This window comes from Microbulbifer mixtoriginis (SeqCode) (genome assembly GCF_052467235.1).
The window spans coordinates 4,305,467-4,321,629 of record NZ_CP174305.1; the positions used below are offsets into that span (position 1 = coordinate 4,305,467).

General features: G+C 48.4%; 10 protein-coding genes and 1 tRNA gene. 8 read left to right on the forward strand and 3 right to left on the reverse strand.

What is annotated here, in order from left to right:
* The first annotated feature begins 262 nt into the window (after nucleotides 1–262).
* The 5 genes from ACJJIO_RS18910 (at nucleotide 263) to ACJJIO_RS18930 (ending at nucleotide 8,765) form a co-directional block, all read left to right on the forward strand.
* Entirely contained in the window at nucleotides 263–1,585 is a 1,323-nt protein-coding gene (locus tag ACJJIO_RS18910; protein ID WP_444884661.1) for a TolC family protein, read from the forward strand.
* A 2-nt stretch (nucleotides 1,586–1,587) separates the two neighbouring features.
* The gene (locus ACJJIO_RS18915) at nucleotides 1,588–2,694 is read left to right on the forward strand and encodes an efflux RND transporter periplasmic adaptor subunit (RefSeq protein ID WP_444909456.1); all 1,107 of its coding nucleotides are present in this window, start codon (nucleotides 1,588–1,590) and stop codon (nucleotides 2,692–2,694) included.
* 18 nt (nucleotides 2,695–2,712) lie between these two features.
* Nucleotides 2,713–6,402 (forward strand): efflux RND transporter permease subunit, encoded by a 3,690-nt coding sequence (locus ACJJIO_RS18920; protein ID WP_252081915.1) that lies wholly within the window; start codon nucleotides 2,713–2,715, stop codon nucleotides 6,400–6,402.
* A gap of 117 nt (nucleotides 6,403–6,519) precedes the next feature.
* Entirely contained in the window at nucleotides 6,520–6,798 is a 279-nt protein-coding gene (locus ACJJIO_RS18925; RefSeq protein WP_252081914.1) for a hypothetical protein, read from the forward strand.
* Between the two features lie 1,028 nt (nucleotides 6,799–7,826).
* Nucleotides 7,827–8,765, forward strand: a complete 939-nt coding sequence (locus ACJJIO_RS18930) for a UDP-glucose 4-epimerase family protein (RefSeq protein WP_444909457.1) — start codon at nucleotides 7,827–7,829, stop codon at nucleotides 8,763–8,765.
* 216 nt (nucleotides 8,766–8,981) lie between these two features.
* On the opposite strand, the gene ACJJIO_RS18935 is transcribed toward ACJJIO_RS18930, so the two are convergent.
* Nucleotides 8,982–9,533, reverse strand: a complete 552-nt coding sequence (locus ACJJIO_RS18935; protein WP_444886374.1) for a hypothetical protein — start codon at nucleotides 9,531–9,533, stop codon at nucleotides 8,982–8,984.
* 541 nt (nucleotides 9,534–10,074) lie between these two features.
* Here ACJJIO_RS18935 and ACJJIO_RS18940 point away from each other — a divergent pair.
* Both ACJJIO_RS18940 and ACJJIO_RS18945 read left to right on the forward strand, forming a co-directional pair.
* Entirely contained in the window at nucleotides 10,075–11,241 is a 1,167-nt protein-coding gene (locus ACJJIO_RS18940; RefSeq protein WP_444909458.1) for a patatin-like phospholipase family protein, read from the forward strand.
* A 78-nt stretch (nucleotides 11,242–11,319) separates the two neighbouring features.
* On the forward strand, nucleotides 11,320–12,054 hold the full coding sequence (locus tag ACJJIO_RS18945) for an SOS response-associated peptidase family protein (RefSeq protein WP_444909459.1): 735 nt from the start codon (nucleotides 11,320–11,322) through the stop codon (nucleotides 12,052–12,054).
* A 379-nt stretch (nucleotides 12,055–12,433) separates the two neighbouring features.
* Here ACJJIO_RS18945 and ACJJIO_RS18950 read toward each other — a convergent pair.
* Together ACJJIO_RS18950 and rne are read right to left on the reverse strand one after the other, a co-directional pair.
* A tRNA-Ser gene (locus ACJJIO_RS18950) sits at nucleotides 12,434–12,521 on the reverse strand.
* A 163-nt stretch (nucleotides 12,522–12,684) separates the two neighbouring features.
* Nucleotides 12,685–15,627, reverse strand: coding sequence for a ribonuclease E (rne, locus tag ACJJIO_RS18955; protein WP_444909460.1), 2,943 nt, complete (start codon nucleotides 15,625–15,627; stop codon nucleotides 12,685–12,687).
* Here rne and ACJJIO_RS18960 point away from each other — a divergent pair.
* Nucleotides 15,626–16,111, forward strand: a complete 486-nt coding sequence (locus ACJJIO_RS18960) for a hypothetical protein (protein WP_252081844.1) — start codon at nucleotides 15,626–15,628, stop codon at nucleotides 16,109–16,111. The genes rne and ACJJIO_RS18960 overlap by 2 nt on opposite strands.
* Nucleotides 16,112–16,163: the final 52 nt, after the last annotated feature.

A 16,163-nucleotide genomic window follows, 5' to 3' on the forward strand; every position in this document is an offset into this window, starting at 1 on the left:
AGTTATTAGCCTAGCCAATGGAAAAGGGCAGGTGAAACTTCATTGTGGCGCATCCGGATTTTATCGGGCGCTAGCACCTAGAGAAGGATTCATTGGCGGGGAAATGGCTCAGGCAGATATAAAAAAAAGAAATATATCGGGGAAATACACTGGTTGGCGTGGGGATAGGCGTGCTGACTAAGCGGTGAGCATGAAGCACATATACTTACTGGAATAATTGCATATTGTGCGGGTGTGTGCTGCTGCCAGGAAGGGGTGATCGTTGTTCAAGGGCGGGTTCGCAATATGGATCTTTATCGGCGCTGCCTGGAGCTCTGCCCCTGAGCCTGTGCTTCCGCTCAATGATGCAGTACAAACGGCCATTCGTACCAACCTGCGGGTGCAGGGCGCGGCTCTAGAAGTTGATGAGGCGGGTGACATGGTTGAGGCGCTAAAGACACGCCGTTACCCGCGATTGGAACTGAATGCCGCCATCAATCACAACCTCACCACCCAGAGCTATACCTTCCCTGAGGGTAGCCTTGTTCCCGATTCTGAAATAGGACCAATCCCACCAAACAATGTGGAGATCACCACCGAGCAGGGAACTACTGAGATCGTCTCCTTCAGTGCGCGCCAGCCTCTTACCCGTCTCTACACTATTGCCTTGGAAATCTGTGAGGGCTATGTCACCACTGCGATGGCGGTGCAAAAAGTGCGCTGGACGCAGCAGGATGTCGCTTTTTTGGTAAAGCTGCAGTATTTCGAGGTGGGTAGGATTATCGGTGACCTCCAGGCAATTGATGAATCTATTTTGTTCTTGAGTTCCCTGAGTGACCTTGTGCGCAATTATGTCGACCAACAGGTGGCTCTGGAATACGAGTTGCTGGATGTACGTGCCCGCTTGGCCCAGCGCCAACTGGAGCGTCAGCGCAGGATTGATGAGATGATTACGGCCAAGGAGCGACTCAATGCGCTATTGGGGCGCGATGTAGAAACGCCATTTAGCGTCGAGCACCTCCCTGTACCTCATCAAGTCGTGTATGACACCGATGCATCCCTGGTGTTGGCCTTTGATCAACGCCCTGATTTTATTGAATCACTGTTGGCCATTGAGAAGGCTGAATACAGCTACGATGTTAAGAAATCTGAATATATTCCCGATATAGACTTTCACTTCAGCTATCTCAAGCTCTTTAACGTAAGCCTAGTGCCCGATGCCGAGGCAATCGTTGCTTTAGATTTACGCTGGGAGATTTTTGACTGGGGACGCAAGCGGGATGAGCTGGCCAGCCGCGCGAGTAAAATTGCTGGGGCCGAAGTTAGAGTGGGGGAGTTGCGCGGTCAAATTGAAGTAGAAGTGCGCGACAGCTTGCGCAAGTTACGGACTGCGCAGGAATCGGTAGCTGTAGCCCGAGAATTACAAGCGGCATATCGGGAAAAGTTACGGGTAATGATCAACCGCTATCGTGAGCAAACGACGCTATTAACCAACGTACTGGAAACGGAAACCCAGCTCGATCGCGCCAACAGCGATTACAACAAAGCGGTACTTTCTGTCTGGAGGGCGTTAGCCGAATACGAAAGAGCGGTGGGGGAGGTGTAACGATGTTGCGTTTACCCCTTTTACTGATGTTTCTGCTCTTACTATCGGCCTGCCAAAGTGAGCCGCCGGGGAAAAGTCCGGTGCCTGTGCAAGCTACAGTGGCTCGTACAGAAAGTGGTATTGAAGGTTATCCATACTCTGCTGTGGTCCACCCCTATACGCAGGTAGATGTAGCATTTCGAACAGAGGGGTATATCGATGAAATTCCAACTCGCCGGGTTCTTGGAAAAATAAGAATATTGCAGGGCGGGGACCGAGTGATTCAGGGAGAGCCCCTGGCTATCGTCAACGACGAGCAATACAGAGACAAGGTGGTTGAGGCGGCAGCGAATGTCAGTAAAGCAGAGGCTGCCCGGAGGAAAGCAGATCTGGACTACAAAAGAGCTTCGGCTCTTTTTGCCACCGCAAGTATCACGGCGCCGGATTACGACGCCGCCCGGGAGGAGTATGAGATATCACAGGCCTCTGTTGTAGGTTCTAAGGCACGCCTGGATAACGCTAAAGAGAATCTCAATGACACGGTATTACGTTCACCCCTTACCGGAATTATTCTTCAACGCAATATAGAGGTCGGCACTCTGGTGCAAAGGGATACGGTTGGTTTTGTGGTTGCCGATATCTCTCGTGTCAAAGTGGTTTTTAATGTGCCCGATGTGGTGTTGAGCTTTGCCAAACTGGGTAGTGTTATCTCTATGATGACAGAGTCCCAACCAGGCAAGACTTTTACTGGCCAGGTCACAGAAGTTTCCCCGAAAGCAGAGGAACGCACCAGAGTTTTTGCCATTACCGTAACCGTGCCTAACCCCAATGCAATATTAAAACCGGGCATGATTATGAGTCTTTTACTGGACAAAATGCGGCCTCAGCCAAACCGGGTTGTGGTGCCCCTTTCATGTTTGGTCCCGCAGTCAAATGAGTCGGAAGGCTTTGCCGTTTTTGTATTGGAAATTGACAACAATGTTTTACAGGCAAAGCTGCGCAGAGTGGTTCCAGGGCCGGTAGTGGGTAACAACATTGTTATTTTACACGGCCTCAAGGAGGGGGAGCGGGTTGTGTCTAATGGCGCGTCACAGTTACAGGATGGTCAGACGGTAAGGATAGTGCCCTAGTGCCTCAAGGGAATATCAATGGTGGTTAAAGACGAAAAAACCAGAGAAGAAATTCTGGAAGCTGAAAGTGAGCACCGCTTTAATACCGCTCGCTTTTTTGTCGATAACTCCTCCATTTCATGGGCGCTATTGGTTGGGGTTATGTTTTGGGGGCTTATCTCTTATATCGCGATGCCCAAAAGTAAGGATCCAGATATTCCCGTCCGTATAGCTACAGCAACAACCAAATGGCCAGGGCAAAGTGCCATCAAAGTTGAGGAGCTGGTAACACGACGAATAGAAGATGCCATCGCCCAGAGTGAATATCTCTACCAGCCAGATGCGCGCTCCTTTGCAATAAAATCCCTGACCCTTAACGGTGTGTCCGTAGTGCAAACTCAGCTTGCCCCCCACACCGATGTCACCAAGGCATTTAATGATATAAACCTGAAACTTATTGACGCGCAGAGTCAACTGCCTTCAGGGACACAGGCTACTCAATTCAATGATGAATTTGGGGATACGGCTGCCGTGCTTTTGGCCGTAGCCAGCCCAAGGGCCGGAGCTACTGAAATTAGCCTCCGGGCAGAAAACATTCGAGAAGCATTATCTGAGGTTCGCGCCAAGTATAAAAACCAGGGAGTAGAACAGAGGGTCAGTATTATGGTGGCCCTGCCGCTTTCAGTGCACGGGGTGAATAGCTTGGCTGCCTTCAAGGTCTTTTCCCGCTGGATGGAGAAACAGGGTTATGGCACTGCATTTAAAATTCTGTCGGGCCCCGGTTATATCGGCGTAGATTTTACCTCTGATAAAAGCGATGAAGAGTTGATGCGCGCGGGATATCGTTTTTTAAATGAGCGACTTAGTGCACAGAAATTTTTTCCCGACTCCTGGCAGCCTTTTCTTGTGCGAGATATTGCTAAAACTCGTGAGCGTCTTGCCGAAGTGGCTGGGGCAAAATACAGCTATCGGCAGCTGGATGATTTCTCCGATCTCATCGCTGCGAATATTCGCACTCTCCCGCAGGTAAAGCGGGTACTGCGTTCCGGGGTGCTGCAACAGCAAGTCGATTTGGTTTATTCCCAGGAGCGGCTTGCTTCTTACGGCCTGCGCCCGGATATGATTGGCCCAATACTCAATGCCCGCAATACAACCATTCCTGGCGGCAATCTGACTGTTGAGGATATGGATGTCGCAATATTTCCCAGTGGGGACTTTAGCAATTATGAAGAAATTGGGGATGTACCTATCGCTTTGAGTGATGATGGTACTCCGGTGTACCTACGGGGTGTACTGGATGTTTCAATGGGGTATGAGTCGCCACCAGAGCTATTAAATTACTATGTCAGCAAATCTAAACACGATGGAACATGGCAACGGCATCGCAGCGTCAACTTATCGGTACAGATGCGTGATGGTGAGCAAATCGGCGAGCTAGGCAAGGTACTCACAAAGTTACTGGAACAGGTTAGAGCCGACTTGCCGCCAGATTTAATTATTGAAAAAGTATCTGATCAGCCCAGACAAGTAAAGGAAAGTGTGGGGCTTTTTATTGAGGCGCTGGTTGAAGCCATTATCCTTGTGGTTATTGTCGCTTTTATCGGGTTTTCTGATTGGCGTTCCGCCGTCCTACTGATGATCTCAATCCCGATTACCTTGGCAATGACCTTCGGCTTTATCCAGTTTATGGGGGTGGATATTCAGCAAGTCTCTATTGCAGCATTGATTATTGCCCTTGGGCTTTTAGTGGATGATCCTGTTGTTGCCGGGGATGCCATCAAGCGACAGATGGCCGCGGGTAAACCATCGTTTATTGCTGCCTGGCTTGGTCCAACCCTACTCGCGAAAGCCATTTTCTTTGCGACGCTCACCAATGTGGTTGCGTATTTACCTTTCTTACTACTAACCGGAAATCAAGGTGATTTTTTGCACAGTTTGCCAATTGTTATGGCCTGCGCATTGATCGCCTCCCGGATAGTTTCTATGACTTTTCTGCCTTTCATAGGAAATCTTCTCTTGCGTCCACCGAAGCGTACAGAGCCAACACTGGAGGAGAGACGGAAACATGGGCTTACAGGTGTGTACTATCGAACCGCCAGCTGGGCTATAGATCACAGGAAACTTGTACTACTGGGATTTCTACTTTTTCTGATTGCGGGAGTGGTATTGAAAACGCAGTTGAAAAATGCCTTTTTTCCAGATGACATTCAATATTTGTCCTATGTGGATGTCTGGTTGCAGAATGATGCAAGCATTGATGCAACAGATAATGTTGCCAAACAAGCGGAGCAGGTGATTAGACAAACAATAGAAAAGTATCAAAAAGAAAATGGTGGGAATTCTGATGAACCAATTCTACAGGCACTGAGTACTACCGTTGGTGGAGGGGCACCGCGTTTTTGGTATACAGTGAACCCTCGGCCACAGCAAGCTAATTATGGTCAAATTATTATCCGTATCAATGATAAAAATCTGACTCCAAAGTTGGTGCCGTTTATTCAGGAAGCACTCAGTAAGAATATCCCCGGAGCCGATCTGGATGTGCGCCAACTGCAAACTACCCCGGTAGATTATCCCTTTGAAATAAGGGTGTCGGGGCGTGTGACAACCGGTTCTGAGGAAGAGCGTAAGGATATTATTATCTTGCGAGATGTTGCCGAGAGAGTGAAAAATATTGTACAGAAATCGGCATATGCTCGCACGGTTCGCCAGAACTGGGGAGAGAGGAGTCTTGCGGTTTATATGAATGTTCTTGAAGACCGGGCAGCGATGTCTAGAGTCACTAATGCGGATATTGCCCAGGCTTCATCAACGGCAATTAATGGTAGTGAGGTATCCACATTACGGGAGGGGGACAAAGAAATACCAATCGTTATTCGCCTCCGACTGGATCAGCGTGGGCAATTGCAGGATATTAACAACCTTTATGTGTTTTCATCAGATACGGAAGTAAGAGTTCCCCTAGAGCAGGTGGCTACAACAAGAATTGACTTTAGAACTGAGCGAATTCGTCGTTTGGAAAAATTTCGCACGATTTCTGTTTTTGCGTACCCTTATGCAGGATTTATTGCCTCCGATATTATGGGAGATGTAAAAGATGAATTAGATGCCTTGCAAAAGACGCTGCCCAGTGGTTATCAAATACAAGCTTCTGGAGATGCGGCTAACTCAACACATGGGTTTGCACAGCTACTCATGATACTTGGTGTTTCCTCGGGGGCCATTTTTTTGGCTCTGGTTTTCCAGTTTAGTAACTTATTGAAGCCCTTGGTGGTATTTGCCACCGTACCACTGGGTATGGTGGGTGCCCTTGCCGCGCTTTATGTTACTGGCCAGCCATTCGGGTTTATGGCTTTTCTGGGGATAGTAAGCTTGGTAGGGGTAATTGTCAGCCATATTATTGTCTTGTTTGATTTTATAGAAGTGCGTCATGCCGCAGGCGATCCTTTCAGAGAGGCATTGTTGGACGCGGGGATCCTACGACTAAGACCAATCCTGATCACAATAGCGGCTACTACCTGCGCCCTGGTGCCTCTCGCTTTCCATGGTGGTCCTCTTTGGCAGCCTTTATGTTTTGCCCAGATAGGAGGCTTGATATTGGCAACCTGCGGTACTTTGCTACTGGTGCCGGTGCTTTATACCGTGATGGTGGTGGATTTAAAGTGGATTCACTGGCACGAGAGGGGTTCAGGCGCGGAAGACGGCAGTAGAAACATGGTAGAAGCATAAGAACTCTACTTAGCCACCAGTGTCCTTCAGCGGGATTAGTCACCTCATATCGCTTAATTGGTCTGGTATTGACTATGGTTGGAGCCTAAACCTTAATTCCCCAACAGAGGAAGCCCGATGCGCCTGTTAATGAAAATCCTGATCCCCGTTAAGAGTGGCAATAATGCTATCGCAGACAAGTCCATGCCGAGAGCCTTCAATGATTTTATCGCTTCGGCTGAGCCTGAATCCTCCTATTTCTTTTTAGAGGATGGTAAGCGCGCGGCTATTTTTATTCTTGAGGAGAAGCGGCAGGATCATCTGATGGCTTATAACGAAAAGTTTTTTTCAGCTCTGGGTGCGGAAATTTGGATTACCCCAGTGCTAAATCAAAAAGAACTACAAAAACACCTTTAAGTCTTGACGTAGGCAAGTTTGATTTCTCCGAAAGAGCGTAGTTGGGGCTTAAGCTTCGCGACACTAGACTAGCGTTTTAGTTTGTTTACAGTTTAAGTCTCTCGCTTCGGACTGTCCGGGCATCTAAATTTATTAGGATCTGCTTATGCCTACAAATGGTAATAAACGGATTGGAGAGTCACTAATTGGTTTAAGCGGTCTATTGATAGTTGTCATTTCCACATTCTCAGCCGGCACTATGGCGTTTGATACCGCCCCTTTAAATGGTTTTAGTGCCTCTAAATGGTCAACGTCTCATAGGTTAACGACATGGCCAACGCCTAATAGGTTAACGACTAGTTACTATCTAAAGAAGCTTCCTTTGGGTGGCACTAGCCCGGTTCCAGTAATATGTTTGTCTAAGAGGAAACTGTTAGCCGTTTCACCCATTGGTTTTTTCTCAGATCAGCCCGCGTTAACCACGTTACGCTGGGCTATCCCTTCTAGGGCCATTGCTAGAGGGGGCGCGACATCGCAAAGGATTATAGCTTTGCCTATTCGCCACTTTGATGCGGTAATAGATAAAGACTTTAAAGCAAATTTGGCCCGCAAAAGATACCATCGCATCTGTGACCGTAAGGTTCCCAGAGATCTTAACCCCTGTGCTGAGGCTCGCTGGCATTATCGGCAAGCCAAGGCTTGCTTGGCAGCCCGAGAAAAGTGGGAGATTAAATGGGGAACCGCAGAAACTACAGAACCCCATGCGCGGGCTCTAGAGAATGTCAGAGCCAGAGTGAAAAATGCTGGTAAAGCTCAGCTTCGGTTTTGCAGCCTTAGAGATCAAAACTAAAGCTCGAATAATAGATAAGAGAGTATTCGAACCCCTCTGCTGATTACTTTTGAGTTGTCTAATCATTTCTTAGTCAAGATACTTTTATTTTCAGGCTGCCCGCTAAGAGCTCTTTATCGTCAACCCTTCCACCAGTGACTCAATGCTTCCCCATCTGTAAACTACTTCCTGATGAAATTAATTGATATGGGCGGGGCTTGTGGAAGAGCGAGTATTGTTGACCGGTGCCAGTGGCTTTATTGGAAGTGCTCTTTTATCAGCCCTGCGATCTAAAAGGGTTAAGGTACTGCCCGTGTATCGCCATGAGGTAGAAGGGGGGCTTTATGTACCTCGCATAGATGCGGAAACTGACTGGGGTACCACACTGAACAACATTGATGTGGTGATCCATACTGCCGCGAGAGTTCATGTGATGCAAGAAAGTGCTGTCGACCCCTTGGCAGAGTTTCGCAAAGTGAACTTGGAAGGTACCTTACAACTGGCCCGCCAAGCTGCATCTTCAGGAGTAAAAAGGTTTATTTTCTTAAGCTCTATTAAGGTGAATGGGGAATCCACTACTGGCAGAGGCCCATTTACCGCAGAGGAGCCCTCAAATCCTGTAGACCCCTATGGGATTTCAAAAAAAGAAGCTGAGGATGCCTTGATCGCTCTGGCAGAGGAAACTGGCCTGGAAGTGGTTGTTATTCGTCCACCACTAGTCTATGGACCTGGAGTAAAAGCTAACTTTCAATCCATGATGCGTTGGCTGCAGAAAGGTATTCCACTGCCGTTAGGTTCAATTAACAATCGGCGCAGCCTGGTTTCTGTCTATAACTTGATCGACTTGATCACAGTTTGTATTGAACACCCGAACGCAAGAAATCAAGTCTTCCTTGTATCTGATGGTCTTGATATGTCTATCACGGATTTATTGCGGCGGCTTTCAAGGAGCCTAAGATGCCGGGCTCTATTGATACCTGTGCCAGCATCTGTTCTGATCTTTACTCTCTCCCTACTGGGGAAAAGGGCTGTTGCCGATCGTCTATGTGGTTCTTTGCAAGTGGATATTGGAAAAACTATGAACCTGCTTGATTGGCAGCCACCGGTATCGGTAGAAGAGGGGCTTGCTAAGACTGCTGAAAGCCTGCAGAAATCTTAGTTTATAGATTATAGAAGCCTGGGAGTATCTGAATGATCCCGCCAGGCTTTCGGCTCTATTTTTTTGGGAGTGTTCAGACTATTCACAAACCTGTTATGAAGACTTTGCCTCGTTAAGCAAGCCAGGCGCTGAAGTCTGTATAGGTATTCCGGAGCTACTCAGAGATCCCACAATTTAAAGGTCACACAATAAGTAATTGTGATGGCCTTCCAGTTTTTAGCCCCGTCTATTGACAATACTGGAGTAAAAACCCATCAGATAAGAGCTGGGCACTTCGATAACCGAGCGATGACCTGACTTTGCATAAAGCTTCACTCTAAGGCTTTCTCGCTTCTTGAGAGCATTGGTGATCTGATTTTCACTCAATGTGACTTCCAGAGTTTCTTCAAGCATGCATTTAAATGCTGATGCACAGTTGAGGACTTTTCGATCGAGTTGGGATAGCTCAACTTCGTTTCCACCACTAAATGTGGCTGTGTCATAGTTGCGCCAGTTTTCCCGGTATGTGATATCAATACGCAGTTGGTATTGGGGGCTTCCGCCATTCTTGGGGGCAAGAGCACGTAGCATATAGTAATACAGGTTGTGATCCGAGCCATCGGTGGTTGCCTGCATTGGAGGGCCGCTATATTCAGTTGCGTTATTTTCGGAACTATTATGTATCGTTACCGCCTGACGAACTTCACTAGCACTTTTTTGTGTGATGCTTGTGGTGGCGCTACATCCAGCTAGTAAGACAGCTGACAGGTAGGTGGTGAACTTAGTCATAGATCTTTTCCCAGTTTATTCGGGTTCTTTTATGGGGGGAGTATCTCATATTTGACGCTAATTGTAGGGATTGATGCATTTTTTTTGACAAATGCCAGCGATAAAGTTTTGCATAAGATTTGAAAGACCAGGATGCTAATGAATCAGTTAAGCCTGTTAGAACATATAGTATGAGCAAGCTTAGAGAGGTTAGGCGTAACGTTCGTTAAGGGTATTTGTAAGGCTATGAATAGGATAATGGCAGTAGGACATGAGCAGTCAATATCTGTATTTGCCTAAAGGAAAGGAAAGCCACTAGCAATCCGTTCTCATTTTTTTCGAAAAGAAGGATTATCTTGCTCTTTTTGTGTCTGTTCGGATAAGTGTCTTGGGGGGTGAAATTTTATATAGGTTTAATACTTTACTTGGGGGAATTTGTTTGTGGTATGTTATTTTTGATAAGACACAAGTCTCTCTAAATAGAATTTGCAGCTAGCTTATGATGGTAGAGTCAAACTTAAGGTTTGTGCTTATACTTTGTATGTAGGGTAGAGGTGCTGAAATGAAAATCAAGCATTCTGTAGTCATTTTCTTTTTGTTAGTAGTGGCTCTAGGTTTGCTGGTTTTTTCTTACAATTATGTTTTTGTTCGCGGTATCAAGTTTGATTCCCAGCCAATTACAGAGGAGTTAATAAAAAGCAATGAGGCGTTAGAGAAAAAGGAAACAATTAATATTCTGATCATTGAAGGGGGTGGTGTCAGGGGGCTTATTCCTCTCTATGTGATACAGCATATTGAGAAACAATTGGGGAAGCCTGTAGAGGAAGTGTTCGACGTCTTTAGTGGAGTTTCAACAGGTGCGATTATTGCCACCAGCTTGAATATTCCCCTTTCTCAATTGGGTCGGCTTGATTTTGATCATGACAACATTTCCTCAAGAAGTGAAAGGTTAATAAAGGTATATGAAAAAGAAAGTGAGTTTTTGTTTTCAGTGCCCTGGTATCATAATGCCTTGACATTAAATGGATACCTCTCGCCGCAATTTATGGGTGCCCATCTTTCAGAAGTCTTGGAGAGAAATTATTCTCCGGCGATGAATTTCACCAGCTTAAATAACTATGTGATTATCCCGTCGCTGGATGTACATAATGGAAGGTTGCATCTATTTAAGAATAGAGGGATAAAAGCTTTAGATCTGCCTACTAATACGCTTTATCAGCTTGTTGCTGCTGCATCTAGTGCGGAGGCTTTTTTTACCCCTGTTGATTTTGTGGGGCCAGACAAGAAGATTACCCATCGTTACTTTGCAGATGCTGCAATCACGGCTAATGATCCGGCTAACGTCATCTTGCATGATGTAATAAAAAATTTTCCAGGCAAAAACTACTACTTGCTGATTCTTGGTTCCGGAATACACCCAGTTCATACTATGGGTTTTGATTATAGAAGTCTAAAGAGTTGGGGGAAATTACGCTGGTTTCATGATGCAATATTTAGCATGACACGATCAATGGATTATCAGCAGATATTTTCTCTGGAAATTGCCGAGTCTTTGGCGCCCTCGCGGGTGAATTATGATTATCTTAATGTTGAGCTTATTGACCCCTTTGTGGGTCCTTTTGATTACAAATCAATTGACAAGCTTAAGATTCTTTCAGATAGGCTTATTGACGAAAATGAAGAGGAGATTGATAAAATAGTGGATTATCTGAAGGGTGAAGGCAGCTGATACACCCCTCTTAAATTTTCCTTCTTCTTTTAACCATCTTATTAGTGTGGTTCAGGCCACACTTTACGGTGAATTTCCATGTGCTACTCCTTTACGGTCCCTAGTGACAAGACGCTGTCATCACTACCTGTAGGGTTTAGAGCGGATGTGAATGCCTGGAACCAATTCCGCTTCAACCAGAAGTGGGAGAGCTGCTCTACTAAAGCAGAGGTTCGCCACACTCTCGGTTTGAAGGGGTTACCTCGTGTCAGTCAATTCCGCCTTGCAGGGCCAGGCGAAAGAGTATACCCCCGCTATTTTGCTCCGGGTATAGTATGTGATGGAGGTAAGAATTGGTTGCGCCCGCTACGTTACTCGATACGCCCATCTAACTCGGCTTGGGATCTAGCGACAAAATACAGTCTATACAACGCTCGGCTAGATAGATTACTTGAAGCAAAAACCTGGCGACCCCTGATTGGCCACCAGCATGGGATATTACCATTCACGAGCTTCTTTGAGTGGGTTGAACACAAGGGTAAGAAAGCTCAGGTCCAGTTTACCCCAAAGGGTAAAGATTTGATGTGGGCACCAATCCTTTGGGACTACTGGGAATCATTGGGAGGAGAGGTTGGTAACTTCTCATGCACCTTGATTACCGATGATCCAGCTCCAGAAGTTGAGGCGGTTGGCCATGACCGTAGTCCAGTTTTTCTAGGGGCGGATCATATGTTGACTTGGTTAAATGCTGAATCTAAATCAGCTGAGGGTTGGCAAAATTTCTTGGCTGGGCATCGTGAGCCGGTAGCTTATCGTCACCACAGGATGGTATGAGCAATGGAAGCCGCTTGCTCAAGGGCATATCCTGCTCGGTAGGTCTTTATTTTTACATGCTGCGCTCATGAGCAGTATGCGCTGCCCTTATGAAGCTCCCCTTCTTTTTTGTATTGGTAGTTATGGCGCTGGACGGTCAGCTGACTTGTTAAAGTTATTGATGGGGGGGCGAGAGTAATTACTGGCAGTCAATGAAAATATCCGCCAGTTCCTATCCGGGATAGGTATGAACTGATTGCGGAAGGACTGCCACGGTGCCAATTCGATTCGGCAGGGGCGGAGCGACTTTTGCTGTGAAGATCTTACAAAAGTTAAGTGGGGGAACACAAAGGGCACAAACAAAAAAGCCCTGAAAAATCAGGGCTTTCTGCATGAATAATGGCGGTGGGGCAGGGATTCGAACCCTGGGACCTGTTACAGTCAACGGTTTTCAAGACCGCCGCTTTCGACCACTCAGCCACCCCACCAAATTGTGCTGTGCATTATACATAGCTTCGTGCTACATACAAGTGCCGTTTTAAATTTTTTCAATTAGTTCAATGGGTTAGGTGATTTATTAACCAGTCAAGGGCAATTCTTCAGATGTAAAAAGCCGCCAGCAGTACAACTGCTGGCGGCTTTGATGGTTGCTTAGCCTGCTTCTGCAGAATTGTGGTCAGTATTAGCCTGTGTTACTTGACGTGCCACACGCGGGTCATTGGCTGGGCGTGCAAGTGCACGAGGACTGTGCTGGATGGCCGCTGGTTGAGCGGTGTCTAGCGGCTGCTGGGAGCCTATGTCACGATGCTCTGTCACGATTGCCAACTCCAGCAATGGCTTGGGGTTGATGCGCGGGTCGTTGCCGGCGCGTCCCTGAGTTGCCGGCGTAGCGATTTCCTCAGAAGCTTTAGCTTCTGCAGCCATCATTTCCTCTCTGGCGATAGCGTCGCCTTGCTTTACCGATGCTTTTGCGGCTTCACTGGCTTCTTTTAGGGCAGTTTCTTCAGCATCTTCAGTTGCTGCGGTAGCCTCCAGGTTAGTAGCAGGTGCCGACACTTTTGTGGCTTGTACTTCTTGAGAGGCTTTGGGGGTTACCAGGGTAGGAGAGGGTTGCTCTTCTCTGGTTGCAGTAGCCTTTTCAGGTGTTACTGATTGCTGAGCGGGTGCCTCGTTTGGGATTGCTGGCTGTGCCTTTGGAGAGGCCTCTGCAACTGGCTTTACTTCCGCTTGGCTTTCAGAAACCTTAGGCGCAAAAGGCTTTTGCTCAGGAGCCTTCACTACAGGCTTGGGCTCGGTTACCTGGGTGGGCTCGGGAGCTTTTTGCTCTTTGTGCTTGGGCTTCGCCGCCTCACTCACAGGAGCTTCGCTTAAGTTTTTGGTTGCGGTATCCCTGGATTTCCTGGCTTCACTTTCCGCTTCGTCAATCGCTTCATTGACTTCGCGATTTAGCTCTTCCTGGCTCTGAGCTACGGCTGTGGCGGCAGTGTTTTCTGTACGGCGGCCACGACGACGAGCTTGTGGACGGCCGCGAACATTGCTGGGGCGACGTGCCGGGCGATCCTGATCGGCGCTTTCATCTACCTGTGCGATGTTTTCGTTAGTGTTACCCTCGGAGACGTTGTCGCGATTTTCATCTTTACGGCGATTGTCTCCACTGCGGCGGCGGCGGCGACGGCGCTGTCCTTCACCGCGGTCGGCTCCGCTATCACGCTCATCGAACGACTTTGCGGTCTGCCTGGCTTCGCGCAGGTCATCGCTCTTGCTATCTTCGCGGCGATCGTCTTTGCGGCGAGCCTGGCGCTCATTGCGATTACCCCGGTTACCACCGCGCTGATTGCGATTGCGATTACGGTTGCGCTGGTAATCTTTACCGCGGTTTTGGGACTTCTGATGTTTCTTGGGCTCTTCTTCTTTACTGGTGAAAAGCTCAGCAATAGCGCTTATCAGGCGGCTAAACAGACCTGGCTCCGGTTTTTTCTCCGGAGTCGGGGCCGGTGCGGTGTGCGCGAGCGGCTGTACAACAGGTTGTGCTTGCGGGCGCTTTGGCTGCTCTTCTTTCTTGGTGACAGTTTCCTCTACGCTTCCAGATATTTTATAGGAGGTTTCGAGGGTAGATGTGTCGTCATCGCGTAGGCGCTGAACCTCAAAGTGCGGCGTTTCAATTTCCGCATTAGGTACGACCACTACGCGGGTTTTATTGCGTGACTCAATTTGGGAGATCGCCTTGCGCTTCTCGTTGAGGAGGTAGGTGGCAACGTTTACCGGGGTAATTGCGCGAATCTCTGCGCTGCGCTCCTTCTTGGCCTCTTCTTCTACTAGGCGCAAGATAGAGAGGGCCAGAGATTTGGTGCCGCGAATAGTGCCTTGGCCGCTACAGCGGGGGCAAACGCGGAAGGTGGTTTCACCAAGAGATGGGCGCAGGCGCTGGCGTGACATTTCCAGCAAGCCGAAGCGGGAGATGCGGCCAACTTGTACACGGGCGCGGTCCATGCTGAGAGCTTTCTCCATGCGCTTTTCAACTTCGCGCTGATTGGATTTGCTTTGCATGTCGATAAAGTCGATCACGACCAGACCGCCCATATCGCGCAGGCGCAGCTGGCGGGCAATCTCATCGGCGGCTTCCAGGTTGATGTTGCGCGCGGTCTCCTCAATGTCTCCGCCTTTGGTGGCGCGGGAGGAGTTGATATCAATGGAGACCAGTGCTTCAGTCACATCAATAACGATTGAGCCACCGGAGGGAAGTTTTACTTCGCGTTCAAAGGCGGTCTCAATCTGGCTTTCGATTTGGTATCGGTTGAAGAGCGGAATGCTATCTTCGTAGAACTTTACCTTGTGGGCGTAGTGGGGCATTACTTGTTCAGCAAAGCCCTTTACTAGTTTAAAGGCATCCGCATCATCAACAATAACTTCACCAATATCATCGCGCATGTAATCGCGAATCGCCCGGATGATTACATTGCTTTCCTGGAAGAGGAATTCGGGCGCGTTATTTTTGTCCGCTGATTCTTTGATTAAGCTCCACAGTTGCAGGAGGTAGTTGAGATCCCATTGCAGCTCTTCGCCACTGCGGCCCACACCGGCGGTGCGTACAATCATGCCCATGCCAGAGGGGACATCCACGCTGGCTAGGGCGTCACGTAGCTCAGAGCGTTCATCGCCCTCAATGCGACGGGAGATGCCGCCGGCACGGGGGTTGTTCGGCATTAGTACCAGATAGCGCCCGGCGAGACTGATAAATGTGGTGAGGGCGGCGCCTTTGTTGCCGCGCTCTTCCTTATCTACCTGTACAACAACCTCCATCCCCTCTTTGACGACATCTTTAATCTTGATGCGGCCTTCGATGTCCTTGGGTTGCTTGAGGAAGTATTCTCGGGAAATTTCTTTCAAGGGAAGGAAGCCGTGGCGCTCTTCACCGTAGTCGACGAATGCGGCTTCAAGCGAGGGTTCTACACGGGTGATTTTACCTTTGTAGATGTTGGCTTTTTTCTGTTGACGGGTGCGATTTTCAATATCCAGGTCATAGAGCCACTGGCCGTCCACCAGTGCTACACGCAACTCCTCAGGCTGGGTTGCGTTGATCAACATTCTCTTCATGCGTGTCGATTTCCTTGCGTTGCGCAAAGGTGAGACACCGCTCATTGCAGGCTTGCTTATGGGCCGCCAAGAGGAGATGACCTGGTGGCGGGGCAGGGAAGTTAGAGAGGCTGTCTGTTCCGCAAATTCAGTCTACGCGGCCTTTCGAGACGAGCGTTCGCCCAACATTCCACTGCAAAAACTCCGGATATGCGATGCTGTGCTGCTATCCGTTGGCACTTACCAGTACCTTTCTTCCTTTAGTACCTTACGTTTAGTACTGCCCTGTACCGGGGCCGTGGGTTTCCATGGCCGGGTTGGGCGCCACCCTTGGGTCAGTTTCAAGCTGGGTGGCAAGGTTTGCGTCATCGTTTCTAGCTCTGTAGCTCGGCTTTTGGCCGCTACTCTTCTTCTATATTTTGTTGACCAGGTTAAAGTAAGCAGTTGTCTCCTGGTTGCCAGTTCGGTCGCTGGCATTATCTACAGAGCGGGACGCAAGTTTTGAGTCGTCCTTTCAAGCGCTGCGGGTCGCGGCCCGTCTTACCTTCGCGATTGTT

What these genes read in the sequence shown, in the direction of transcription:
- ACJJIO_RS18945 (WP_444909459.1), top strand. Translation starts at nt 11,320, where the DNA reads ATGTGCTACTCCTTTACGGTCCCTAGTGACAAGACGCTGTCATCACTA.
- ACJJIO_RS18960 (WP_252081844.1), top strand. Translation starts at nt 15,626, where the DNA reads ATGCGTGTCGATTTCCTTGCGTTGCGCAAAGGTGAGACACCGCTCATT.
- ACJJIO_RS18915 (WP_444909456.1), top strand. Translation starts at nt 1,588, where the DNA reads ATGTTGCGTTTACCCCTTTTACTGATGTTTCTGCTCTTACTATCGGCC.
- rne (WP_444909460.1), bottom strand. Translation starts at nt 15,627, where the DNA reads ATGAAGAGAATGTTGATCAACGCAACCCAGCCTGAGGAGTTGCGTGTA.
- ACJJIO_RS18920 (WP_252081915.1), top strand. Translation starts at nt 2,713, where the DNA reads ATGGTGGTTAAAGACGAAAAAACCAGAGAAGAAATTCTGGAAGCTGAA.
- ACJJIO_RS18940 (WP_444909458.1), top strand. Translation starts at nt 10,075, where the DNA reads ATGAAAATCAAGCATTCTGTAGTCATTTTCTTTTTGTTAGTAGTGGCT.
- ACJJIO_RS18925 (WP_252081914.1), top strand. Translation starts at nt 6,520, where the DNA reads ATGCGCCTGTTAATGAAAATCCTGATCCCCGTTAAGAGTGGCAATAAT.
- ACJJIO_RS18935 (WP_444886374.1), bottom strand. Translation starts at nt 9,533, where the DNA reads ATGACTAAGTTCACCACCTACCTGTCAGCTGTCTTACTAGCTGGATGT.